Raw genomic sequence first — 24,005 nt, forward strand, 5'->3', positions numbered from 1 at the left:
CCGGCTCAGCGCTCGCTGAACGTGACCTGAGGATCCGTGCGGGTGATCAGCGCACCGGGCTCTCGTCGGCCGCGTCGGTGCCGGCCGAGGGGGCCGGGGTGGCGCCGACCGGCGGCAGTTCCCACACCCGCGAGCGGGGCCAGGGCCGGGCCCAGCCGCCCATCTCCAACAGCCGGTCGATCACGCCGCCGGTGAAGCCCCAGACCAGCATGCCGCGGACCGAGAACGCGGGGCCGATCCAGCCGCTGGGATGGCGTACCCGCATGCGGTTGTCCGGGTCGACCAGCTCGGCGACCGGCAGTCGGGCGACGTGCGCGACCTCGGCCGGCTCGCGCGGGTGGACCGGGTGCGGGTCGTGCCACCAGGCGAGCACCGGGGTCACCACGAAGTCGCTGACCGGGATCCACAGCCGGGGCAGTTCGGCCAACACGGTGACGCTGGCCGGGTCGAGGCCGACCTCCTCGTTCGCCTCGCGCAGCGCGGTGGCGCGGGCGTCGGCGTCCTCCGGGTCGGCCGCGCCGCCGGGGAAGGCCGGCTGCCCGGCGTGGTTGCGCAGCGTGGCGGCGCGCTGGAGGACCAGCATGTCCGGCCCGGCGCCGGGTTCCTCGCCGAGCAGCACCAGCACGGCGCTCTCCCGGCCGCCGGTCTCCGGCGTGGTGAGCTGGGTGAAGTCCTCGGCCCGGGCGCTGCCGAGCCGGCCCAGCAGCGGGTCCAGCCATCCGGGCGGCGTCCGGGTCACACCCGCACCCCGAGGTGCGTGCGGACCAGCGCGGCGAGGCGGGCGTCGTCGAGCGCGCCGGTCCCCTCGATGTGCCGGATCCGGCCGTCCGCGTCGACCAGGACGGTCAACGGGAACGCGCTGCGTTCGAGCGCGCGCTCGAACGCGTCGCCCTGGTCGAGCAGCATCGGGAAGTCGATGCCGAAGTCCTCGCCGAGGGACTGCGCGCCGCCGCGGCTGTCCCGGCTGTTCACGCCGATCACCTGGAACCGGCCGTCGGCCCGGTCGCTGAGCCGCTGGAACGCGGGCAGCTCCTTGCGGCAGGGCGGGCACCAGGACGCCCACACGTTGATCACGGCGGGGCCCTTCACGTCGCGCAGCTTCACCGGCGCGCCGCCGGTGAAGCAGTTGAGCGCCAGGTCGGGCAGCGGATCACCGGGCCGGCCGGCCGGCGACGGCGCGGCCGAGGCCGGCGCCGCGGTCAGCGGGGCGCAGTCGGCGAACGGCGAGGGACGCTCCGCGCGGGTGGCCGACGCCGGGCCGGCCGGCTCCTCGGCCGGGGCGGTGCAGCCCGCCGCCAGCAGCAGCGGGACGAGCAGGAACGCGAGCCGGCGGGTCACGGCACGTCCGCCACGGTCGCCTGCTGCGGCACCAGGTCCGGGTCGAGGCCGACGGCCGCCGCGAGGTCCCGCGCGCGGGGGCCCTTCAGCAGCTTGGCCGCGGCGGCCGGCTCGGTCGGCCCGGTGCCGTACGCGGGGCAGAGCTTCGCCAGCGTGCACGCGCCGCAGGCCGGCTTGCGGGCGTGGCAGACCCGACGACCGTGGAAGATGATCCGGTGCGACAGCATGGTCCAGTCCCGCTTGGGATAGAGTGCGCCGATCACGTGTTCGATCTTGACCGGGTCGGTCTCGGTGGTCAGCTCCCACCGCTGCACCAGCCGCTGGAAGTGGGTGTCGACGGTGATGCCCGGAACGTCGAACGCGTTGCCGAGGATCACGTTCGCGGTCTTGCGCCCGATCCCGGGCAGGGTGACCAGGTCGGCGAGCCGGCCGGGCACCTCGCCGTCGTACCGCTCGCAGAGCGCGCGGCCCAGGTTGATCAGCGATCTGGTCTTGTTGCGGTAGAAACCGGTGGGCCGGATCAGCTCCTCCAGCTCGACACGGTCCGCCCCGGCGTAGTCGGCGGCGGTGCGGTAGCGGGCGAACAGCTTCGGCGTGACCTCGTTGACCTTCTTGTCGGTGCACTGGGCGGACAGGATCGTGGCGACCGCCAGCTCCAGCGCGTTGCCGTGGTCGAGTTCACAGTGCGCGTCGGGGTGGGTCTCGGTCAGCACCCGCCCGATGCGGCGGGCCCGACGCGTACGGCCAAGATCGGTCTCGGGGGAGCGCGTGGTCACGCCGGCCAGCCTACGTCGCGGGGCCGACGCCCCGGTGGGTCGACGCGGGGCGGCGTGCGCTCAGCCACCCGCCGGTGCGCTGATCTTGCCGTTCGCGTCGAGCTTCGCGCCGGTGTCCGGGAAGTCCGCCCGGGTCACCTCGCGCACCAGCCCGAGGCCGCGGTCCTGCCGATCGACGGAGGGTCGGCCGACGCCGTTCATCACGGTGGAGGTGAACGTGCCGCCGACGAAGCGGCCCTCGGCGGTGAGCGACACCTTGAGCACGCCGCCGTAGCCGAGCCGACCGGCGCTCTGCAACGACTTCCCGCCGCCGGCGAAGTTGCCCAGGCTGTAGGCGATCAGCTTGCCCTGGTAGAACTCCAGGCCCCGCAGCACGTGCGGGCCGTGCCCGATCACCAGGTCCGCGCCGGCGTCGATCACGGTACGGGCGAAACGCATCGGGTCGCCCCGGTTCTCCCCGACGTACATCTCGGTGCCGGGCTTGACCCGGGTCTTGTCCGCGCCCTCGGCGCCCATGTGCACCTGCACCACCACGAGCTTGGCCATCCCCTTGGCCATCTCGATGACCTGCTTGGCGGCGTCCAGGTCGATCAGGCTGTTCGACCAGGGGTACGACGAGAAGCCCACCACTGCCACCTTGACGCCGTTGACGTCCACGACGGTGATCTCGCCGGGCGCGCCGGTGTGCTTGAGGCCGTGCGCCTCCAGCGCCGACTGGGTGTTCTCGTAGCCCTGTTGGCCGTAGTCGTTGCCGTGGTTGTTGGCCTGGTTGAGCAGTTGGAACCCGGCCGAGCGCAGGTGCGCGGCGTAGCCGGGCGGCGCCCGGAACTGGTAGCAGTTCTGCGGGTTCGGGCCGCACTTACCGGCGCCGGTGTCGTCGGTGAGCGGCTCCTCCAGGTTGCCCATCACCAGGTCGCCCTTGAGCGCGGACTTCACGTCGTCGAAGAAGCCCTTGCCGCCGTTGGGCGGCAGCCGGTTCGGCGCGTTCCCCATGATCACGTCACCGGTCGCGGTCAGCGAGATCGACGGCTCGGTCGACTCGCCGGAGGCGGCCGGCTGGTCGCCGGACGCGGGGCCGGCCGACCCGGTCGACCCGCCGCCCTGCCCGTTCTGCCAGAGCGGGCCGTCGCCGTCGCCGGAGTCCGAGCAGCCGGCGGCGAGCAGGACCGCGAAGAGCGCGGCCAGCGCGGCGAGGCGCGGGCGGGGGACGGCACGGCGTGGCACGGGACCGACGGGGCGGGGCCCGGCGACGCGGCGGGAACGGGGCACAGAGTGGGCGGAAGCGTACATCGTCGGCGACGCTACCGCCCCGGGGACGCCGCGACGAGGGCCGAATGGCCGGAATACCGGTCTGCGCACGTCAGCCGGCCCGCCGGTCGGACCAGGGCACGACCGGGCCGGCGCCGCCGGCGCGCACGGCGGCGTGCACGGCCCGGGCCAGCGGGGCGCCCCAGGTCGAGCGCGGGCCGCCGTACGGGGCCGGCACGCCGTCGGCGGGGCAGAGCACGGTGACCGCGTCGGTGGCGGTGCCGGTGGCCGGCAGCCCCAGCTCCCAGATCGCCTGCGCCTTCGCCTCGGTGGCGGTGGCCACCGCGTTGACAAGCGCGGCCTCCCCGAGCCGGACCGGCACGTGCACCACGATGTTGACGGTGCCGACCGGGTGGGCCGGCGCGGGCCCGGCCGCCGTGGCCGGGGCGTCGGTGGTCTCCCGGCCGCCGCCGACCGGCGCGGCGGCCCAGACCGGGGTGCCCAGACCGACCGTCGCCCAGACCCGCACGCCGCCGTCGTCGCGGTGCACCACCTCGGTCACGTCCACGCCGGTGAGCAGCCCGACCCCGGGCCCGCCCAGGCCCAGGTCCCGGGCCAGTTCGGCCAGGTGGGCGGCCGGGTCGTCCCGGTCGTACGTCATCGGCACGGTCGCGTTGACCACCCACCGGCGGACGCCGATCCCCCCGCCCAGCGGGGCGGAGCCGACCGCCAGCAGCGGCTTGTCGGCCCGCCACACCAACAGCGGGATGTCCCACCCGGCTTCGGACCGGCTGGTCAGGATCGGCTCGCACAGCACGCCGGTCACCCTACGATCAGATGGGGACCGGTGGCACCCGGCCCGGTGCCGGGGGGCCGGATCCAGGGGTGCACCTCCGATTCCTGCTCATGTGCGCCTAGACTGGCGGCGCGCGAGGGATCAGCGGACGGCGGACCCGGGCCGACGGACGGCACGCGCAGGCGGAGGTGCGCGATGGACGAGGTACTGGCCCGCAGCGGGATCTTCCAGGGTGTCGACCCGGAGGCTGCCGAGGCGCTCGCCAAGGAGATGGAGACGATCGAGGTCCGCAAGGGCGAGGTCGTCTTCAACGAGGGCGAGCCCGGTGACAGTCTCTACATCCTCCTGTCCGGCAAGATCAAGGTGGGTCGCCGCGCGGCGGACGGCCGGCAGAACCTGATCGCCGTGATGGGCCCGTCGGACATGGTCGGCGAGTTGTCGCTGTTCGACCCCGGCCCGCGGACGGCGACCGCCACGGCGGTCACCGACACCCGGCTGGTCCGGCTGCGCAAGCAGGCCCTGCGGCCGTGGCTCAACAACCGGCCCGAGATCGCCGAGCAGCTCCTGCGGGTGCTGGCCCGCAGGCTGCGCCGGACGAACGACTCGCTCGCCGACCTGATCTTCACGGACGTGCCCGGCCGGGTCGCCAAGAACCTGCTCCAGATGGCCGGCCGGTTCGGCACCCGCGACGGCGGCGTGCTGCGGGTGACCCACGACCTCACCCAGGAGGAGATCGCCCAGCTCGTCGGCGCGTCCCGGGAGACCGTCAACAAGGCGCTCGCCGACTTCGCCTCGCGCGGCTGGCTGCGGCTGGACGGCAAGAGCATCATCATCCTCGACCCGGAGCGCCTGGCCCGACGCGCGCGGGTCTGACCTTCCGCACCTCCGCCCCGGCCCGGCCCGCCCCCACGCGGTCCGGGCCGGCGCGTGTCTGCCCGGCGCAGAATTCCTGGACGTCCCCGGCGGCCGACGTCCAGGCTGGGGCGATGATCGATCGTGTCGCCGTCCTCTCCGACATCCACGGTGTGCTGCCGGCGCTGGAGGCCGTCCTGGCCGAGCCGGACGTGGCCGCCGCCGACCTGATCGTGCTCACCGGGGACATCGCCTCCGGCCCGCAGCCGGTCGAGGTGCTGGACCGGCTCGCCGCGCTCGGCGACCGCGCCCGCTGGGTCGGCGGGAACGGCGAGCGCGAACTGGTCGAGGCGCGGGCCGGGAAGCCGTCGGAGATCGAGGTCGCCAACTGGGCCGCCGCGCAGCTCCGGGACGACCAGGTGGCCCGGCTGGCCGCGCTGCCACCGCACGTCACGCTGCCGGTGACCGGGCTCGGCGACGTGCTGTTCTGCCACGCGACGCCCCGCGACGACGAGGAGGTCGTGCTCGTCGACTCGCGGCCGGAACGCTGGGCCGAGGTCTTCGCCGGCCTGCCGGCCGAGGTCGGCACCGTGGTCTGCGGGCACACCCACATGCCGTACACCCGGTTGGCCGACCGTCGCCTGGTGGTCAACCCGGGCAGTGTCGGCATGCCGTACGGGGGCGCGGGCGCCTGGTGGGCGCTGCTCGGTCCGGGGGTGCAGTTGCGCCGCACCCGGTTCGACGTGGACGCCGTCTGCGCCGAGGTGGTCGCCGGGTCCGGCTTCCCGGAGGCGGCGCAGTGGGCCGACGAGTACCTGCGCGGCGGATACTCCGACCTGGACGCGCTCACCGCCTTCGGCCCCCGGGACGGTCGCTGACGGGTACCCGACGTCCACGCTGGACGGGGGCGTCCTGAGCCGCGACTCTGCGATAGCGTGGCCTGATGGGACGGCGGTACCGGGTGCTTCTCGTCTCCAGCAGCGGTGGCGTCCTGCTGGACCTGCTGGCGCTCCGCCCCTGGTGGGCCCAGCACGATCCGGTCTGGGTCGCGGTCCGGGCCCCCGACACCGAGGTGGCGTTGGCCGGGCAGCGGGTGCACTGGCAGCCCGAGTTGTCGACCCGCACCCGGCTGCGGGTGCTGCCGGCGACCTGGCGGGCGCTGCGGCTGCTGCGCCGCGAGCGACCCGACGTGGTGGTGTCGGCCGGCACCGGCGTGGCCGTCGGCGTCTTCCTCGCCGCCCGCCTGCTCCGGGTGCCGGCGCTGTGGTTGGAGACGTTCAACATGACCGGGCCCGCCGGCTCCGCCGCCCGGCTCTGCTCCCGGCTCGCCGCCGCGGTGCTGGTGCAGCGCCCCGCCCTGCTGGCGTCCCGCCCCCGCGCGGTGCTCATCGGGGAGCTTTACTGACCATGGCCCGCGTCCTGGTCACCGTCGGCATGGGTCCGTGGCCATTCGACCGCCTGATCCACGGCGTCGCGCCGCTCTGCGCCGCGCACGAGGTGTTCGTCCAGACCGGCACGTCGACAGTGACGCCGCCGTGCCCGCACGAGGCGTTCCTGCCCCTGGACGACCTGCGCGAGCGGCTGGCCGCCGCCGACGTGGTGATCACCCACGCGGGGAACACCGTGCGCCTGGTCCAGCGGCTCGGCCGGGTGCCGGTGGCGGTGGCCCGGGAGGCCGCGCGGGGCGAGATGGGCAACGACCACCAGGTCGCCTACCTGCGCGACGAGGAGCGTTCCGGCCGGGTGATCGCGGTGTGGGACGCGGCCGACCTGCCGGCCGTGGTGGCCGCGCACCCGGAGCGGCAGCGGCGGTTGCTGGCCGACCGCCCGCTGCCCGGCGCGGTCGACGGCGCCCGGTTGGCCGCCACGTTGGACGCGCTCTGCGCCCGGCTGGTCCGATGAGCCGGGCCGACGAGCGCCCGGCTGGTCCGATGAGCCGGGCCGACGAGCGCCCGGCCGGTCCGACGAGCCGCGCCGACGAGCGCCCGGCCGGTCCGACGAGCCGGGCCGACGCGGCGACCCGCCGACCGGGCCCGCAGCCCTTCGCCACCCACCCGCTGCGCCGGTACGCGTTCGCCTGGTCCGCGCTGGCCGGCCGCACCGGCCGGCACCTCGACCTGGGCTGCGGCCCCGGGGACTTCCTCGCCGCGCTGCACGAACACGGCACCGTGACCTGCGAGGGCGCCGACCCGCACCCCGACTATCTCGCCGGGTTGGCCGCCCGCCACCCCGACCTGCCACTGCACCGGCTGCGGGTCGGTCGGCCGCTGCCGTTCACCGACTGTCGCTTCGACTCGGTCAGCCTGCTCGACGTGCTGGAGCACGTGCCCGACGAGGCCGCGCTGCTCGCCGAGACGCACCGGGTGCTCGTTCCCGGGGGGCTGCTGGTGCTCACCGTGCCGCGCCGGCACGTGTTCAGCTTCCTCGACCCCGACAACGCGAAGTTCGACTTCCCCCGGCTGCATCGTCGCGTCTACTCGTGGCGGTTCGGGTCGCAGGTGTGGCACAGCCGGTTCGCGGACCTCTCGAACGACCTGCGCGGGGACATGTCGGTCGGCCGGGACCGGCACACCAACTATCGCACCGCCGACCTGCTCGACCTGCTGCGCGCGGCCGGCTTCGCGCCGACCACGGTGACCGGCGCCAACCTGTTCTGGCGGTGGTTGCAGATCCCGGCGCTGCTCACCGGCGGTTCGGTACGCCGCCTGCTGGAGCGCGGCATCCACCTCGACGGCCGGCTGTTCCGCGCGGCCAACCTCTTCGTCGTCGCCCGGAGGCAGCCGTGAGCGTCACCCACCCCACCCGGAGGCAGCCGTGAGCGTGGCCGACACCGCGCGGCTGGCCTGGTTCTTCGGCCGGCTCGCCATCAAGGAGCGGGTCGCGCCCCGGCTGCACGTCCGGCCGCTGGTCGCCGAGCTGTTCCTCACCGACAACTGCAACCTGCGCTGCACGAGCTGCGGCTGCTGGACCACCAACACCAAGGGTGAGCTGTCCACCGAGGAGTGGCGGGACGTCCTGCGGCAACTCGTCGCGATGCGCATCCACAAGGTGAACTTCACCGGCGGTGAGCCGTTGATCCGGCCGGACGCGGTGACCCTGATGGCGTACGCCCGCCAGGTGGGCGTACGCCACCTGCACCTGAACACCAACGGCATCCGGCTCACCCCGCCCGTCCTCGACGAGGTGCTCGCCGCGGGCGTACGCAGCTTCAACGTCTCGGTCGACGGCCCGACGGCGCTGGTGCACGACCGGATCCGGGGCCGGCTCGGCGCGTTCGAGACAACCACCCGGCACCTGCGGAACCTGATCGCGGAGCGCGACCGGCTCGGCCTGAAGGTGCGGATGAACTTCACCGTCATGCGGGACAACGTGGACAGCCTGCCCGGCATCGCGGCGCTGGCCCAGGAGCTGGGCGTGGCGCTCTACCTCAACCTGGTCACCGACCGGACGTTCCTGTTCCGCACCGACGCGGTCACCGGGCAGACCGACGTGGCCGGCGACCGGCTCGACGCGGCGCTTGCCGAGTTGGAGGCGATGGCCCGGGCAGACCAGCGGTGGTTGCCGCGCTACTCGGAGCTGCGGTACCTGCGCGGGCACTTCGACGATCTCGTGCAACGGGACCTCCCCTGCGCCGAGTCGCAGCTCAAGCTGATGGTGCACTCCCGGGGCGAGATCGGCGGCTGTTGGGCGCACGACCCGACCGCCTCGGTCCGGCAGCGCCCGATCGCCGAGATCGTCGACGCCCCGGAGTACCGCGCCGAGCACGCGCGACTGTTCCGCAAGGAGTGCGTCGGCTGCGGCAGCAACTACAGCCTCAACCTGCGCTGGCGGCCGGGCACCTACCTGGCCGACCGGCAGTGGCGGCGCGGGCGGCGCAGCCTTGTCTGAGCCGATGCGCCCGAGCCAGCCGCTGTACGACGCGCTGGCGCCCGGCTACGAGGAGCACTTCGCGGTGCCGCACCGGCGCGCGTACGACGATCTGGCGTGGGAGCGGGTCAGCGCGCTGCTGCCGCCCGACGGCCCGGTGGTGGACGCCGGCTGCGGGGTGGGCCGCTGGGCCCGACGCCTGCTCGACCTGGGCCATCCGGTGACCGGCGTGGAGCAGGCGCCGGGGATGGTCGCCGAGCTGCGCCGCCGCCCGCCCGGTCCCGGCTTCACGCTTGTCGAGGGCTCGATGACGGAGGTGACGCTGCCCGCCACGGCCGGCGCGGTGCTGGCGATGGGTTCGCTGCAATACACCGCCGATCCCGAGCGGGCGGTGGCGCACCTGGCCGGCTGGCTGCGTCCGGGCGGGGTGCTGGCGGTGCTCGTCGACTCGCTTGTGGGCCTGGTGCTGGAGCTGGTCGGCGCCGGCCGGGACGACGAGGCGGTCGACCGGTTGGCCCGGCGCCGGGGCGTCTGGCGGGCCGACGGGCACGCTGCCGACCTGCACCTGCTGGACCGCGCCCGGTTGGTGGCGGCGTTCACCGCCGCCGGCCTGGTCGAGGTCCGCAGCGCCGGGTTGCTGGTCAGCGCCGGGCCGTTGGGCCGGGCGGGGCTGGCCGGGCGGCTCGCCGCCGACCGGGACGCGCTGCTGGCGTTGGAGCGCCGGCTCGGCGACGACCCGGTCCTCGCCGACGCCGGCAAGCAACTGCTGGTGACCGGCCGCCTCCCGACCTGACCGCCCGCCTGACCACCCGGCCCGCCAGCCGGCGCCGGCGAGTTTCAGCCCAGGCAGCGGCGCAGCGCGGCGACCACCCGTTCCGCCTGCTCCACGGTGAGTTCCGACGACATCGGCAGGGCGAGCGCCTCGGCGTCCAGCCGGTCGGTCACCGGCAGCCGTTCGCCGCCGCCGAGCGGGCCGCGGTGGATCGCCGCGAAGTAGGGCTTGGTCTGCACGCCGAGCGCGGCCAGCGCGTCCGCCACCCGGTCCCGGTCGGCGATCCGGGCCACCCAGTGCACCCAGCAGTGCCGGTCCCCGGGGCGGACCTGCTGGAACTCCACCGGCAGGGTGCGGGCGGCGGCGGCGTACACCTCGGCCACCTCGGCCCGCCGGCGGACCAGTGTGTCCAGCTCCGCGAGCTGGTCGACCGCGACGACGGCGTGCAGCTCGTTCATCAGCTCCGAGCGGGTCCAGCCGGCCGGCGCGGCGAGCACCGCCTCGGCGGCGTCGGCGGGCAGCACCAGGGCGCCGCCGGCCCCACCGGCGGAGACCACCTTGGCGAAGCTCATCGAGTACGAGTGGGCCAGCGCCTGCTGTGCCACCGGGCGGCCCTGGTGCAGGCTGCCGAGGGCAGCGGCGGAGTCGGCCAGCAGCGCCACGCCGGCGGGGTCGCAGACCGCCCGCAGGGCCGGGTAGTCGCACGGGTTGCCGAACGTGTCCACGGCGAGCACCACGCGTACGCCGCCCCTCTCGACGGCGCTGGCGACGGCCGCCGGGTCGAGCGTCCAGGTCGCGGCGTCCACGTCGACGAAGCGCAGCGCGTACCCGAGCTGGACCAGGATCTCCGCCGTCGCGGGGAACGTGTACGACGGCAGCACCGCCACGTCGCCGGGGCGGGCCGGGCCGACGGTGGCGGCCACCATGATCCGTAGTGCGGCGGTGCCGGACGCGGTGACCAGCACCCGGTAGTCGTCGTCGAGTTCCAGCTCCTTGCCCAGCCGTTCGGTCAGCTCCCGCGTCCACCGGTTGCCGTGCTTGACCTCGCCGCTGGCGAGCGCCGCCTGCTGGCGGTCGGCCACCAGGTCGGGGTGGGCGGGCGGCGGCGGCACGACGACCGGCAACGGCGGCCGGAACACGGGTGCCCGGTCGGCGTCCACCGCGTCGACCAGTTCCGCCAGGCGCGGGCGGAGCGGCGGCACGCGGTGACCGGCGGCGGTCAGCTTGTCGGTGACCACCAGGCCGGAGCTGTCCGGCGTACGGCGGGGGGTGGTCAGCAGCGGCGCCGACGACCCACACAGGTCGCGGATCCAGGTGGCGAGGTCGACCAGGGACACCGGCTCCCCGCCGACGTTCCAGACGCCGGGGCCGATCCCGTCGAGCAGCATCCGGGCGAGGGCGTCGGCGGGCAGGAAGCTGCGTACGGCGTCCGCGGTGACCGGCAGCGGCAGCCCCTGGCGGGCCCGGCGGACCAGCCGGGTGGCGACCCGGTGCTGTCCCGCGCCGAAGGCGTTCGCGAGCCGGAGCACGGTCAGCCGGTCGGGGTCGACCGCGCCGGCGACGAGCCGTTCCTGGGCGAGCTTCGCCAGCGCGTACGTCCACCGGCCGCTCGGGTCGGCGTCGGCCATGGCCCGGGCCAGCGGGGCGGCCCGCCAGGGCGGGCAGGGCGTCCGGGCCAGTTCGCGGGCGGCGGCGCACCAGCCGTCGAGATCCTCGACGGACCACGGCAGGTCGGGTGCGGTCTCCTCGGTGAGCGGACCGGCGGCGGCGCCGTACACCTCGACGGAGGAGGTCAGCACCACCCGGCGGCCGGCCAGCCGGGGCAGCAGCCGGGCGGTGCTGATCGCGTTGTCGAGCGGCAGCGTCCAGGGCCGGCGGGGGCGCGGCTCGCTGGCGCCGAGCAGCACCACGACGAGGCCGGGCGGCAGCTCGGGTGGGTCGTCGACCAGGAGGTCGACGCGGATCCAGTCGGGCGCGCCGGTGTTCGTGCCGGCCGGCGGATGCCGGTCCACGACGGTCACCCGCGCACCGGCGGCCAGCAGTGCCTCGGCGGTCGCGGCGCCCAGGAAACCGGAACCGCCGACCAGCACGAATTCATCCATCGTCGTGCCTCCCCGTGAACCGAGCACAGTATCGCGGAACGGACCGGTCGAGGGGTGTCGGATAGCGGCGGCAGAAAAAGTCAGGCTTGACTGTTTGTTTCCCGGGCGGGACGCTGTCCCCGTGCCCACCGCACCGACCCGCGTCCCGCAGCAGGAACGCAGCCGCGCCACCCAGGCCCGGCTGCTGGAGGCGACCGTCGAGTGCCTCATCGAACACGGCTGGTCCGGCACCACGACCACGGTGGTGGCCGCCCGGGCCGGCGTCTCCCGGGGCGCCCAGTTGCACCACTACCCCACCAAGGCCGCCCTGGTCACCGCCGCCGTCGCCCACCTCGCCGAACGCCGGGCGGTGGAGCTGCGCACCGAGGCGGACGCGCTGCCGGCCGGCCCGCGACGGCTGGACCGGGTGATCGACCTGCTCGGCGCCGCCTTCACCGGGCCGCTCTTCGTCGCCGCCCTCGAACTCTGGGTCGCCGCCCGCACCGACGCCGAGCTGCGCGACGCGCTGGTGCCGCTGGAGGCCACGGTGGGCCGGGAGATGCACCGGCTCACCGTCGAGCTGCTCGGCGTGGACGAACGCCGGCCCGGCATCCGCGAGGCCGTGCAGGCCACCCTCGACCTGCTCCGCGGGCTGGGCGTGGCCAACCTGCTCAACGACGACTCACCCCGCCGCACCGCCCTGCTGCGGATGTGGAAGCGCCAACTCGCCACCCTGCTCACCCCCGACGCCCCCTGACCGGCCCACCCGCCCGGAGGCACCATGGTCGACGCGACCGCACTGCTCGCGGATCTCACCGCCGAGTCCGACCAGCTCGACGCGCTCGTCAGCGCGCTGCCACCGGAGGACTGGGCCCGGGACACCCCGGCCGCCGGCTGGACCGTCGCCCACCAGATCGCCCACCTGGCCTGGACCGACCACGTGGCCGGGCTCGCCGCCACCGACCCCGACGCGTTCTACGCCTCGGTGCTGTCCGCGCCCGACCCGGCCCGGCTGGTCGACGACGGGGCCGAGTCCTTCCTCACCCCGCCGGCCGCGCTGCTGGCCCGCTGGCGGGACGGCCGCACCGCGCTCGCGGCGGCCCTGGCCGCCACCCCGGCCGGCGAGAAGCTGCCCTGGTACGGCACCCGGATGTCGCCCGCCTCGATGGCCACCGCCCGGCTCATGGAGACCTGGGCGCACGGCGAGGACGTCGCCGACGCGCTCGGTGTCACCCGCGCCCCGACCGCCCGGCTGCGGCACGTCGCGCACCTCGGCTTCCGTACCCTCGGGCACGGCTTCGCCGCGCACGGCCGCCCGGTGCCGACGGACCCGGTCCGGGTCGAACTCACCGCACCGGCGGGCGACGAGGTCTGGGCCTTCGGACCGGCCGCGGCGACCGACCGGTTGACCGGGCCGGCGCTCGACTTCTGCCTGCTGGTCACGCAGCGCCGGCACCGCGCCGACCTGTCCCTGGCCGCGACCGGGCCGGTCGCCGACGAGTGGCTGGACGTGGCCCAGGCGTTCGCCGGGCCACCCGGCGCCGGCCGGGCGGCGGAGGCCCGCCCATGAGCGGGGTGCTGCGCGTCGGCAACGCGTCCGGGTTCTACGGTGACCGGTTCGCCGCCTGGCGGGAGATGCTCGACGGCGGCGAGCTGGACGTGCTGACCGGCGACTACCTGGCCGAGCTGACCATGCTGATCCTCGGTCGCGACCGGATGCGCGACGCGTCGCTGGGGTACGCGAAGACGTTCCTGCGACAGGCGGAGGGCGTGCTCGGCACCGCGTCGGAGCGCGGGGTCACGCTGGTCACCAACGCCGGCGGCCTCAACCCGGCCGGGCTGGCCGACGCGATCCGGTCGCTCGCCGCACGACTCGGCCTCGACGTGCGGGTCGGGTACGTCGAGGGCGACGCGCTCCAGCGGCCGGACGCGCTGACCGCGAACGCGTACCTGGGCGCGTTCGGGATCGCGGCCTGCCTCCACGCGGGCGCGGACGTGGTGGTGACCGGGCGGGTCACCGACGCGTCGCTGGCGGTCGGCCCGGCGATCGCCCGGTTCGGCTGGACCCGGGACGACCTCGACGCGCTGGCCGGGGCGACCGTGGCCGGGCACCTGATCGAGTGCGGGGCGCAGGTCACCGGCGGCAACTTCAGCTTCTTCACCGAGCTGCCGGACGGCGGCCGGCGCCCCGGCTTCCCGATCGCCGAGCTGCACCCGGACGGCACGTCGGTGCTCACCAAGCACCCCGGCACCGGCGGCGCGGTCACCGTCGAGACGGTCACCGCGCAACTGCTGTACGAGGTGGGCGGGCCGGACTACCTCGGGCCGGACGTGGTGACCCGGCTGGACACGGTCCGGCTGGAGCAGGCGGGGCCGGACCGGGTACGCGTCTCCGCCGTACGCGGCACGCCCCCGCCGGACACGCTCAAGGTGGGCGTCAACAACCTGGGCGGCTTCCGCAACTCGATGACGTTCGTGCTGTGCGGGCTGGACATCCCGGCCAAGGCGGCCCTGGTCCGGGGTCAGGTGACGGATGCGGTGGGCCCGGACGGGCTGGAGTTCACGCTGGCCCGCACCGACCACCCGGACGCGGCCGACACCGAGGCGGCGAGCGCGCTGCTGCACGTACACCTGCGCGACGTTGACAGGGCGCGGGCCGGGCGGGCGTTCTCGGCGGCGGCGGTGGAGCTGGCGCTGGCCTCCTACCCGGGCTGCACGCTGACCACGTTGCCCGGCGACGCCACCCCGTACGGCATCTTCACCTCGGACACCGTGCCCCAGGACGCGGTGACGCACGTCGCGGTGCTTCCCTCCGGCGAGCGCGTGCCGATCCCCCCGCCCTCCGTGGTGGGTGGTTTGCCGGGGCCCCCTGTTATGCACCAGGCGTTAACGGGGAGCCCTTCCTTGCACCGCACGCGGCGGGGGGCGCTGGGGGAGCTGGTGGGGGCGCGGTCGGGGGACAAGGGTGGGGACGCCAACCTCGGCGTCTGGGCCCGCACGGACGCCACCTGGGCCTGGCTGCGCGGCTGGCTGACCGTGGCGCGGCTGGCCGAACTGCTGCCGGAGACCGCCCCGCTGAGCGTGGAGCGGTACGAGCTGCCGAACCTGCGCGCGGTCAACTTCGTGATCCGCGGGCTGCTCGGGGCGGGCGTGGCCGCGTCCACCCGGTTCGACCCGCAGGCCAAGGCGCTCGGCGAGCTGCTCCGGGCCCGGGTGGTCGACCTGCCGGCGGAGGTGCCGGCATGACCATCGTGGACACCCCGGAGCGTCGCCACCTTCGCGAGCTGACCCGCGCCTTCGTCACCCGGGAGGTGCTGCCGCACCTGGCCGACTGGGAGCGGGCCGGTGAGGTGCCCCGCTCGCTGCACGAGACCGCCGCGAAGGTCGGGCTGCTCGGCATCGGCTTCCCGGAGTCGGTCGGTGGCAGCGGCGGCGACCTGCTCGACTCGATCGTGGTCACCGAGGAGATCATCCGCTCCGGCGGCTCGTCCGGGCTGATCGCCGCGTTGTTCACGCACGGCATCGCGCTCCCGCACATCGTCGCGGCGCAGGACGAGCACCTGATCGACACGTACGTCCGGCCCACGCTGGGCGGGACGATGATCGGCGCGTTGGCGATCACCGAACCGGACGGCGGCTCGGACGTGGCCGCCATCCGCACCTGCGCGGTCCGCGACGGCGACCACTACGTGGTGAACGGCGCGAAGACGTACATCACCAGCGGCGTCCGGGCGGACTTCGTGACCACCGCGGTCTGCACCGACTTTCCCGGCTCCGGTTCGCTCAGCCTGCTGGTGATCGACAAGGGGACGCCCGGGTTCACCGTGGGCCGGCGGCTGGAGAAGCTGGGCTGGCACTGCTCGGACACCGCCGAGCTGTCCTTCGTCGACGTGCGGGTGCCGGTGGCGAACCGGGTCGGCCCGGAGGACACCGCCTTCCTGGCCATCATGCAGCAGTTCGCCGCCGAGCGGCTGTCGCTTGCCACGAGTGCGTACGCGACCGCGCAGCGCTGCGTGGACCTGGCGGTGCGGTGGTGCCGGGACCGTTCCACGTTCGGTCGTCCGCTCGCGAGCCGGCAGCTCGTCCGGCACCGGCTGGCCGAGATGCACACCCGCGCCGAGGCGGCCCGCGCGTACGTACACGAGGTGGCCGAGCGGGTGGCCCGACCACTCCAGCTCGGCGCGTCTGGCGCCGCGCCGCGACCTGGAGCAGTCGGCGGGCAGCCGGTGGTGACCGAGGTGGCGATGGCGAAGAACGTGGCGGTGGCCGCCTGCGACCACGTGGTGGACGCCGCGCTGCAACTGCACGGCGGCTTCGGCTACCTGCGCGACGCGGAGGTGGAGCGGCACTACCGGGACGCCCGCATCCTCGGCATCGGCGGCGGCACCACCGAGATCATGAACGAGATCATCGCGAAGGGCATGGGCCTGTGAGCACTGTTCTGGAAAGCGCGATCGACACCTCCGCGCCCGCCTTCGCGGCCAACCGGGAGGCGCTGCTGGAGCGCCTCGCCGAGTTGGAGACCGCGCTGGACCAGGCGCGGGCCGGCGGCGGCGAGAAGTACGTGACCCGGCACCACAAGCGCGGCAAGCTGCTCCCCCGGGAACGCATCGAGCTGCTGCTCGACCCGGACAGCCCGTTCCTGGAGCTGTCGCCGGTGGCCGCGTACGGCACGGATTTCCCGGTCGGCGCCAGCACCGTGACCGGGATCGGCGTGGTCGAGGGCGTGGAGTGCCTGGTCGTGGCGAACGACCCGACGGTACGCGGCGGCGCGATCAACCCGTGGTCGTTGGCGAAGACGCGCCGGGCGGGTGAGATCGCGCTGGCCAACCGGCTGCCGATGGTGAACCTGGTCGAGTCGGCCGGCGCGGACCTGCCCTCCCAGGCGGAGATCTTCATTCCCGGCGGGCGGGTGTTCCGGGACCTGACGCGGCTCTCCGCGGCGAAGATCCCCACGGTCAGCGTGGTGTTCGGCAACGCCACCGCCGGCGGCGCGTACGTGCCCGGCATGTCGGACTTCACCATCATGATCCGGGACCGGTCGCAGGTCTACCTGGCCGGGCCGCCGCTGGTGAAGATGGCCACCGGCGAGGTCACCGACGACGAGTCGCTGGGCGGCGCGACGATGCACGCCACCACGTCCGGCCTGGCCGACTTCCTCGCCGAGGACGAGCGGGACGGCATCCGGCTGGCCCGGCAGTGCGTACGCCGGCTCAACTGGCGCAAGGGCGGCCCACCGCCGCGCACCCCGTCCCCGCGTCCACCCCGGTACGACCCGGAGGAGCTGCTCGGCATCGCCAGCGCCGACCTGAAGGTGCCGTTCGACCCGCGCGAGGTGCTCGCCCGGGTGCTCGACGACAGCGCGTTCGACGAGTTCAAGCCCGGCTACGGCACGGCGCTGGTGACCGGCTGGGGCGAGCTGCACGGCTGGCCGGTCGGCGTGCTGGCGAACGCCCGGGGCGTGCTGTTCGGCGAGGAGGCGCAGAAGGCGGCCCAGTTCATCCAGCTCGCCAACGCGGCCGACACGCCGCTGGTCTTCCTCCAGAACACCACCGGCTACATGGTCGGCACCGAGTACGAACAACGCGGCATCATCAAGCACGGCGCGCTGATGATCAACGCGGTGTCGAACTCCACGGTGCCGCACCTGACGGTCAACCTGGGCGCCTCGTACGGCGCCGGCAACTACGGCATGTGCGGCCGGGCGTACGAGCCGAGGTTCCTGTTCACCTGGCCGAACGCGAAGTCGGCGGTGATGGGCCCGGCACAGTTGGCCGGCGTGCTGTCGATCGTGGCCCGGCAGGCCGCCGCGGCCCGGGGGCGCGACTACGACGAGGACTCCGACACCGCCATGCGGATGATGGTCGAGCAGCAGATCGAGTCGCAGTCCGGCGCGCTGTTCCTCTCCGGCCGGCTCTACGACGACGGGGTGATCGACCCCCGGGACACCCGTACCGTCCTCGGGCTCTGCCTGTCGGCGATCCACAACGGACCGGTGAAGGGCGCCGACGGGTTCGGCGTCTTCCGGATGTAGGGGGCTGGCAAATGATCACTCGACTTCTGGTGGCCAACCGGGGGGAGATCGCCCGCCGGGTCTTCGCCACCTGCCGGGCGCTCGGCGTGGCCACGGTCGCCGTGCACTCCGACGCGGACGCCGACGCGCCGTTCGTCGCCGAGGCCGACCACGCGGTCCGGCTGCCGGGGAACACGCCGGCCGAGACGTACCTGCGGATCGACCTCATCCTGGACGCGGCCCGGCGCTCCGGCGCGGACGCCGTCCACCCCGGCTACGGCTTCCTGGCCGAGAACGCGGAGTTCGCGGCGGCGGTGACCGACGCGGGCCTGACCTGGGTCGGCCCGTCCGCCAAGGCGATCGCCGCGATGGGCGACAAGATGGCGGCCAAGGCGCTGCTCGCCGACGCGGGCGTGCCGATGTTGCCCACCTGGACCGATCCCGACCAGGTCACCGCGTTCCCGGTGCTGGTCAAGGCCAGTGCCGGCGGCGGCGGCCGGGGCATGCGGATCGTCCGCGACGCGGCCGGGCTCGCCGAGGCCGTCGCGGGCGCGCGCCGCGAGGCGGCGGCGGCGTTCGGCGACGGCACCGTCTTCGTCGAGCGGTACGTCGAACGTGGCCGGCACGTCGAGGTGCAGATCTTCGGCGACAGCCACGGCACGATCGTGGCGCTCGGGGTACGCGACTGTTCGATCCAGCGCCGGCACCAGAAGATCGTCGAGGAGGCACCCGGGGTGCTGCCCGACGAGGTGCGCGAGCGGCTGCACTCGGCGGCGGTGGCGGCCGGCCGGGCGGTCGACTACGTCGGCGCGGGCACGGTGGAGTTCCTGCTGGCGCCGGACGGGCAGGTGCACTTCCTGGAGATGAACACCCGGCTCCAGGTCGAGCACCCGGTCACCGAGCTGACCACCGGCTTGGACCTGGTCCAGCTGCAACTGCTGGTCGCCGAGGGCGAGCCGCTGCCGGTCACCACCACGCCGGCCGCCGACGGCCACGCCATCGAGGTCCGGCTCTGCGCGGAGGAACCGGCCGAGGGGTTCCGCCCGGCCACCGGCACGCTGCACCGGTTCGCGATCCCCGGCGTCGACGCCGAGTTCGGGCCCACCCGGGCACTGCGCCTGGACTCCGGAGTGGTGGACGGCTCGACGGTGAGCGTGCACTACGACTCGATGCTGGCCAAGGTGGTCGCCTGGGCGCCCACCCGCACCGAGGCGGCCCGTGCCCTGGCCGGCGCGCTGGCCCGGGCCGAACTGCACGGCGTGGCCACCAACCGGGACCTGCTGGTCCGGGTGCTGCGCAGTCCCGAGTTCGCCGCCGCCGACGTGGACACCGGTTTCCTGGACCGGCACCCCGAGGTCTTCGCGCCCCTGCTGCCGGCCGACCAGCTCCCGGTGGCGGCGCTCGCCGCCGCGCTGTCCGGGGCCGCCGCGCGCCGGGCCGCCGCGCCGGTGCTGGCCGGGCTGCCGTCGGGCTGGCGCAACGTGCCGGCTCATCCGCAGGTCACCCGCTTCACCGATTTCGAGATCCACTACCGCCTCACCCGCACCGGCGCCCTCGCCGAGTGGACAAGCACGGGCCCCCTCTTAACGCCTGGGGTAGAGGAGGGGCCCCCTCTTAACGCCGACGCTCCCGAGGTGGAGCTGGTGTCGGCCGACCCGGACCGGGTGGTGCTCGACGTGGACGGGGTGCGGCGCGCGTTCCGCGTACACCGGGTGGGGTCGTCGGTCTTCGTGGACGGCCCGGACGGGGCGGCGAGCCTCACCGAACTGCCGCGGCTGCCCCGGCCCACCGCGGCGCTGGCGGCCGGGTCGCTGCTCGCGCCGCTGCCCGGCGCGGTGACCCGGGTGCACGTCGAGGTCGGCCAGCGGGTCGCCGCCGGTGACCTGCTGCTGACGCTGGAAGCGATGAAGCTCGAACACCCCGTGCTCGCCCCGGCCGACGGCGTGGTGGCGGAGCTGCCGGTCGCGCCCGGCGGCCAGGTGGAGACGGGTGCCGTGCTGGCCGTGGTCGACCCCGAGGAGGACCCGCAGTGAACTTCGACCTCACCCCCGAACAGGACCAGCTCCGCGACGCGGTACGCGCGCTGGGCCGCCGGTACGGCCACCCCTACTTCGTGGCCAAGGCCAAGGCGGGAGAACACACCACCGAGCTGTGGCACGAGGCCGGACGGCTCGGCTACCTCGGCGTCAACATCCCCACCGAGTACGGCGGCGGGGGCGGCGGCATCACCGAACTGGCGCTGGTCTGCGAGGAGCTGGCCGCGGCGGGCTGCCCGCTGCTGCTGCTCGTGGTCTCCCCCGCCATCGCCGCCACCGTGATCAACAAGCACGGCACGGAGGAGCAGCGCAAGAAGCACCTGCCCGGCCTCGCCGACGGCTCCCAGAAGATCGTCTTCGCGATCACCGAGCCGGACGCCGGGTCGAACTTCCACCGCCTCGGCACGGTGGCCCGCCGCGACGGCGACGACTGGCTGCTCACCGGCCGCAAGGTCTACATCTCCGGGGTCGACGAGGCCGACCATGTGCTGGTGGTGGCGAGGACCGAGGATGCCTCCTCCGGGAAGCTCAAGCCGGCGTTGTTCATCGTGCCGACCGACGCGCCCGGCCTGGAGAAATCCAGGCTGGACATGGAGATCCTCTCCCCGGAGAACCAGTTCCAGCTCTTCCTGGACGACGTCCGGCTGCCCGCCGACGCGCTCGTCGGTGAGTCGCTGGACGCCGGCCTGCCGGCGTTGTTCGCCGGGCTCAACCCGGAACGGATCACGGTCGCCGCGATGGGCGCCGGCACCGGCCGCTACGCCGTCGAGAAGGCGTCCGAGTACACCGCCACCCGCAAGGTCTGGGGCGGGCGCTCGATCGGCTCGCACCAGGGCGTCTCGCACCCGCTCGCGCACGCCGCCGTCCAGGTGGAGCTGGCCCGGCTCATGATCTACAAGGCGGCCAGCCTCTACGACGCCGGCCGCGACCTGGAGGCCGGCGTCTCCGGCAACATGGCCAAGTACGCGGCCGGTGAGGCCGCCGCGCTCGCCGTGGACACCGCCGTCCAGGCGCTCGGCGGGGCCGGCATGACCACCGAGTACGGCGTGGCGACGCTGCTCGGCGCCGTACGCGCCGGCCGGATCGCCCCGGTCAGCCGCGAGATGATCCTCAACTTCGTCGCCCAACACGTCCTGGGCCAGGACAAGTCCTACTGACCGCCGGCTCTGGCACGACGAGTGGAACGCCATGGGTGTCTCCGGCCCCGTTTGGCACCCATGACGTTCCACTCGCGCTCGTCATGGCACGACGAGTGGAACGGCATGGGTGTCTCCGGCTTCGCTTTCCCGGAGGGTGGGCGAGACTGGCGGAGTGGGGGCGGATGAGGTGGAGCGGGCGGGTGAGCGGCTGTACGCCGTGTTCGCCCGGCACCCGATGCCGGCCGACATGGCGGCGTGCGAGCACTGCGTGGACCCGGCCGACGTCGATCGCTTCCGGCGGACGCCGCTGCGCTTGCTGACGCCGGACCAGCTCGGCAGCTACCTGTCCAACCCCGGCACCTGGGGCGACGGGAGCGAACTGCCGCACCTGGTGCCCCGGCTGCTGACCGCGTACGCCGCCGGCGAGATGGTCGACCAGTCGTGGCCGGACACGCTGGCCCGCCGGATCGCCGGGCACTGGGCGGACTGGACGCCCGTCGAGCGGTACGCGGTGGAGGACTTCCTCCGCGCCTGGTGGCGGTCGACGCTGACCTCGTGGCCGTCCGAGCATCCGCCGGAGGACATCCTGGACGCGGTGGCCGCGCTGGAGCTGGACCTCGGCCCATACCTGGCGGCCTTCGCCGAGCTGCCCGGTCCGGCGTCCAGCCGCCACCTCGCGGAGATCGTGCGGTGGTCGGCACCCGACGATCGGGCGGGACGCGCACTGGACCGCTGGTTGGCCTCCGACACCCCGGCCGAACTGTTGTGGGCCGCGGCGGTCGTCGACGCGGGAACCCCGCTCGGCGACGAGCTGGCCGAGGCGGCCACCCTGGCCGACCTGCTCCGCAGGACACGCTGACCCGGGGTCGGGGCAGATCTTGGAAGCAAACGGCCCTCGGAGGGGGCCTCTTCTTCCAAGATCCGTGTGCGGGTTGCGAGCCGCGCCGGTCAGCGGACCGTGCGGCAGGCGGCGTCGATGCGGTGGACCGGGCGGACCCGGCGACCCAGCCCCTCCAGCAGGGAATCCTCCACGTGGAAGTCACGCACCCGGAGCTGCCGCCGGGGCAGCTCGTCCTCGCTCGGGCAGAGCACCTGCGCGCGTACCTGGCCGACCGGCAGGTAGCGGACGCCGCCACGCTCCTGGAGCAGCACGACGTCGACGTCGTCCACGGTGACCACGTGACCCCGGACGTCCTCGGTGACGCCGGGCGACGTCTCGACGGTGGTGACGGTCAGCGGCAGCACCGGCGTGCTGATCACCGGCAGCGCGGCCCAGACCAGCATGGCCAGCACCGCCGCCTCGGTGATCGAGGCGAGCGGCCGGACCACCGCCGCCGGCAGCGGACCGGTCACGAACAACGCCAGCACCGGGGGTACGACAAGCAGCGCCAACGCCAGCGCCTCCCCCTGCCGGCCGGCGTCGAGCAGGGTGGGCCCGAGCAGCCAGAGGTACCCGGCGAACCCGGCGGCGAGCAGCAGCAGCCGCGGCACCCGCTGCTCGTGCAGCCGTTCCGGGCGGAGCTGGAACGCGGCCACGAACGCCGGCAGCAGCAGCGGCAGGTAGAGCAGCGGCCAGGTGACCAGGGCGAGCAGGAAGCTGGCCACCGCGAACCAGGCCGGCGTGCTGTCCACCCAGCGGGCGAAGAGCGGCCGACGGATTCCGGGCGGCATCCGGTCCACGCTGACCCGCAGCACCGCGCCGAGCGCGAACACCGCGACCAGGGCGGTGGAGAGCAGCGCGGCGGCGGTGGTGAGGAAGCCGGCCAGCAGGTTCACCGTGCCGACGTTGGCGACCAGCAGCAGCGTGGTCTGCAACTCGCCGCCCGCCTCGACGCCGAGCCGCAGCACCGAGAAGACGGCTGGCACCCCGACGACCGCGGTCCAGAACGACTGGGTGGCCCGCGCACGACGCTCGGCCGGGTCGGCCGGCGGTGGCACGGCCCGTCCCGACGCGGCGACACCCGGGCCGGCGGTCCCGGCCGCGGCAGCCTCCGGAGCGGCAGTGCCCGCGCCCGGACCGGCAGTGCCCGCCCCCGGACCGGCAGTGCCCGCCGGGACGGCGTCCGGCGGGGCGGTCATCGCCGGGGCGCCTTGTCGTCGAAGTCGACGAGCTTCGGCACGTTCAGCGGCTGCGGCTGGGACTTGTCCGCCTTGAGCCACGGCCCGAGCGTGCGGTTGTACGCGGTCAGCCACGGGCTGCTGATCCCGTCCCGCCCTTCCAGGTAACTCTTCTGGAGCGCGAACGCGACCAGGTCACGCAGCGCCGGGTCGCCGATCGGCACACCGATGCCGAGCAGCTCGCTGGTGCCGAACGGCATGTCGACGATCTCGAACTCGGTGGGGTACTGGGACAGGAAGCCGGCCAGGATCGTCTCGTCGGAGCTGACCACGTCGTACCGCTTCTCCCGGATGCCCCGTACGCAGTCGCCGACGGTCTTCACCACGTACGCCCGGACCTGGTGCTTCTCCAGTTCCGCCTCGGTGGTGGAGCCGCCGCTGGTGCACACGCGCAGCCCCGGCCGGCGCAGGTCCTCGATGGTGCGGACCCGGTCGCGCAGCCGCGTCGGCACCATCACCTCCTGCGTGGTGACGAAGTACGGCCCGGCGAAGCTGATCAGTTTCTGGCGCTCCTCGGTCATCGAGAAGCTCGACACGATCAGGTCGACGGTCCCGCCCTGGAGCGCGGGGATGCGGTCCTCGGTGGCCAGCGCCACCCACTGGATGCGCTGCTCACCCTGGAAGCCGAGAAACGCGGCGATGTAGCGGGCGATCTCCACGTCGAAGCCGATGTGCGCGCCGTTGCGCAGCTCGCCCATCAGCGGCTCGGTCTCCGACACCCCGATCTTGATCTTCGCCTGACCGTCGATGTGCGAGTCGTGCAGCTTGTCGAGCACCGAGGGCAGCGGGGGTTCGCGGCGGTTGTCGCAGCCGGCGGCGGCGGCCAGGGTGAGTGTCAGCGCCACGGCCAGCGTGGTGGCGAGGGAACGGAGCCGGTGGGGAGAGATCTCGGGCATCGGACACCTCGATCGCGGGACACGACGACGGGAAACTCAGCGTAGCGGCCACCACACAATGCGCTGTGCCGCA

At 74.4% G+C, this 24,005-nt stretch carries 23 protein-coding genes; 15 read left to right on the forward strand and 8 right to left on the reverse strand.

What is annotated here, in order from left to right:
• Positions 1-46: 46 nt before the first annotated feature.
• From ACIA6B_RS16425 to ACIA6B_RS16445, 5 genes are all read right to left on the reverse strand, one after another.
• On the reverse strand, positions 47-739 hold the full coding sequence (locus tag ACIA6B_RS16425; RefSeq protein ID WP_396774070.1) for an NUDIX hydrolase: 693 nt from the start codon (positions 737-739) through the stop codon (positions 47-49).
• Positions 736-1,338, reverse strand: a complete 603-nt coding sequence (locus ACIA6B_RS16430; protein WP_396774072.1) for a TlpA family protein disulfide reductase — start codon at positions 1,336-1,338, stop codon at positions 736-738. The genes ACIA6B_RS16425 and ACIA6B_RS16430 overlap by 4 nt, the downstream gene beginning before the upstream one ends.
• Complete coding sequence (gene nth, locus ACIA6B_RS16435; RefSeq protein WP_396774074.1) at positions 1,335-2,114, reverse strand: endonuclease III; 780 nt, start codon at positions 2,112-2,114, stop codon at positions 1,335-1,337. The genes ACIA6B_RS16430 and nth overlap by 4 nt, the downstream gene beginning before the upstream one ends.
• Before the next feature lie 60 nt (positions 2,115-2,174).
• Positions 2,175-3,338: a CapA family protein gene (locus ACIA6B_RS16440; RefSeq protein ID WP_396774076.1), complete on the reverse strand. Its 1,164-nt coding sequence runs from the start codon at positions 3,336-3,338 to the stop codon at positions 2,175-2,177.
• 136 nt (positions 3,339-3,474) lie between these two features.
• A complete protein-coding gene (locus ACIA6B_RS16445) occupies positions 3,475-4,179 on the reverse strand; it encodes an adenosylcobinamide amidohydrolase (protein WP_396774156.1) in 705 nt (234 codons plus the stop codon).
• A 174-nt stretch (positions 4,180-4,353) separates the two neighbouring features.
• Between ACIA6B_RS16445 and ACIA6B_RS16450 the strand changes: the two genes are divergently transcribed.
• The 7 genes from ACIA6B_RS16450 (at position 4,354) to ACIA6B_RS16480 (ending at position 9,670) form a co-directional block, all read left to right on the forward strand.
• On the forward strand, positions 4,354-5,031 hold the full coding sequence (locus ACIA6B_RS16450; protein ID WP_007073398.1) for a Crp/Fnr family transcriptional regulator: 678 nt from the start codon (positions 4,354-4,356) through the stop codon (positions 5,029-5,031).
• Positions 5,032-5,144: 113 nt separating this feature from the next.
• Positions 5,145-5,888, forward strand: a complete 744-nt coding sequence (locus ACIA6B_RS16455; RefSeq protein WP_396774077.1) for a metallophosphoesterase family protein — start codon at positions 5,145-5,147, stop codon at positions 5,886-5,888.
• A gap of 65 nt (positions 5,889-5,953) precedes the next feature.
• Complete coding sequence (locus ACIA6B_RS16460) at positions 5,954-6,415, forward strand: glycosyltransferase (protein WP_396774079.1); 462 nt, start codon at positions 5,954-5,956, stop codon at positions 6,413-6,415.
• A gap of 2 nt (positions 6,416-6,417) precedes the next feature.
• The gene (locus ACIA6B_RS16465) at positions 6,418-6,912 is read left to right on the forward strand and encodes a hypothetical protein (protein WP_396774080.1); all 495 of its coding nucleotides are present in this window, start codon (positions 6,418-6,420) and stop codon (positions 6,910-6,912) included.
• Positions 6,909-7,796, forward strand: a complete 888-nt coding sequence (locus tag ACIA6B_RS16470; RefSeq protein ID WP_396774082.1) for a class I SAM-dependent methyltransferase — start codon at positions 6,909-6,911, stop codon at positions 7,794-7,796. The genes ACIA6B_RS16465 and ACIA6B_RS16470 overlap by 4 nt, the downstream gene beginning before the upstream one ends.
• A 28-nt stretch (positions 7,797-7,824) precedes the next feature.
• Positions 7,825-8,898, forward strand: a complete 1,074-nt coding sequence (locus tag ACIA6B_RS16475; RefSeq protein WP_396774084.1) for a radical SAM protein — start codon at positions 7,825-7,827, stop codon at positions 8,896-8,898.
• Between the two features lie 4 nt (positions 8,899-8,902).
• A complete protein-coding gene (locus ACIA6B_RS16480; protein ID WP_396774086.1) occupies positions 8,903-9,670 on the forward strand; it encodes a class I SAM-dependent methyltransferase in 768 nt (255 codons plus the stop codon).
• Between the two features lie 44 nt (positions 9,671-9,714).
• Here the strand turns inward: ACIA6B_RS16480 and ACIA6B_RS16485 are convergent, their stop codons facing one another.
• Positions 9,715-11,751: an aminotransferase class I/II-fold pyridoxal phosphate-dependent enzyme gene (locus ACIA6B_RS16485; RefSeq protein WP_396774088.1), complete on the reverse strand. Its 2,037-nt coding sequence runs from the start codon at positions 11,749-11,751 to the stop codon at positions 9,715-9,717.
• Positions 11,752-11,872: 121 nt separating this feature from the next.
• On the opposite strand from ACIA6B_RS16485, the gene ACIA6B_RS16490 reads away from it, so the two are divergent.
• From ACIA6B_RS16490 to ACIA6B_RS16525, 8 genes are all read left to right on the forward strand, one after another.
• Positions 11,873-12,487, forward strand: coding sequence for a TetR/AcrR family transcriptional regulator (locus ACIA6B_RS16490; protein ID WP_396774089.1), 615 nt, complete (start codon positions 11,873-11,875; stop codon positions 12,485-12,487).
• Positions 12,488-12,511: 24 nt separating this feature from the next.
• Positions 12,512-13,300, forward strand: a complete 789-nt coding sequence (locus tag ACIA6B_RS16495) for a TIGR03084 family metal-binding protein (protein WP_396774091.1) — start codon at positions 12,512-12,514, stop codon at positions 13,298-13,300.
• Positions 13,297-14,976, forward strand: a complete 1,680-nt coding sequence (locus ACIA6B_RS16500) for an acyclic terpene utilization AtuA family protein (protein ID WP_396774093.1) — start codon at positions 13,297-13,299, stop codon at positions 14,974-14,976. The genes ACIA6B_RS16495 and ACIA6B_RS16500 overlap by 4 nt, the downstream gene beginning before the upstream one ends.
• A complete protein-coding gene (locus ACIA6B_RS16505) occupies positions 14,973-16,163 on the forward strand; it encodes an acyl-CoA dehydrogenase family protein (RefSeq protein WP_396774095.1) in 1,191 nt (396 codons plus the stop codon). Before ACIA6B_RS16500 ends, ACIA6B_RS16505 begins: the two co-directional genes overlap by 4 nt.
• Complete coding sequence (locus ACIA6B_RS16510) at positions 16,160-17,764, forward strand: acyl-CoA carboxylase subunit beta (protein WP_396774097.1); 1,605 nt, start codon at positions 16,160-16,162, stop codon at positions 17,762-17,764. Before ACIA6B_RS16505 ends, ACIA6B_RS16510 begins: the two co-directional genes overlap by 4 nt.
• Before the next feature lie 11 nt (positions 17,765-17,775).
• Positions 17,776-19,776: a biotin carboxylase N-terminal domain-containing protein gene (locus ACIA6B_RS16515; RefSeq protein ID WP_396774099.1), complete on the forward strand. Its 2,001-nt coding sequence runs from the start codon at positions 17,776-17,778 to the stop codon at positions 19,774-19,776.
• Complete coding sequence (locus ACIA6B_RS16520; RefSeq protein WP_396774101.1) at positions 19,773-20,936, forward strand: acyl-CoA dehydrogenase family protein; 1,164 nt, start codon at positions 19,773-19,775, stop codon at positions 20,934-20,936. The genes ACIA6B_RS16515 and ACIA6B_RS16520 overlap by 4 nt, the downstream gene beginning before the upstream one ends.
• A gap of 154 nt (positions 20,937-21,090) precedes the next feature.
• Positions 21,091-21,777, forward strand: coding sequence for a hypothetical protein (locus ACIA6B_RS16525; protein WP_396774103.1), 687 nt, complete (start codon positions 21,091-21,093; stop codon positions 21,775-21,777).
• An 89-nt stretch (positions 21,778-21,866) separates the two neighbouring features.
• Here ACIA6B_RS16525 and ACIA6B_RS16530 read toward each other — a convergent pair whose 3' ends face one another.
• Both ACIA6B_RS16530 and ACIA6B_RS16535 read right to left on the reverse strand, forming a co-directional pair.
• Positions 21,867-22,856, reverse strand: coding sequence for a hypothetical protein (locus ACIA6B_RS16530; RefSeq protein ID WP_396774105.1), 990 nt, complete (start codon positions 22,854-22,856; stop codon positions 21,867-21,869).
• A 137-nt stretch (positions 22,857-22,993) separates the two neighbouring features.
• Positions 22,994-23,932 carry a transporter substrate-binding domain-containing protein gene (locus tag ACIA6B_RS16535; RefSeq protein ID WP_396774107.1) on the reverse strand — a complete coding sequence of 313 codons (939 nt, stop codon included), beginning with the start codon at positions 23,930-23,932 and terminating at the stop codon, positions 22,994-22,996.
• Positions 23,933-24,005: the final 73 nt, after the last annotated feature.

It is taken from the genome of Micromonospora sp. NPDC051141 (genome assembly GCF_044455765.1).
GTDB lineage: Bacteria > Actinomycetota > Actinomycetes > Mycobacteriales > Micromonosporaceae > Micromonospora.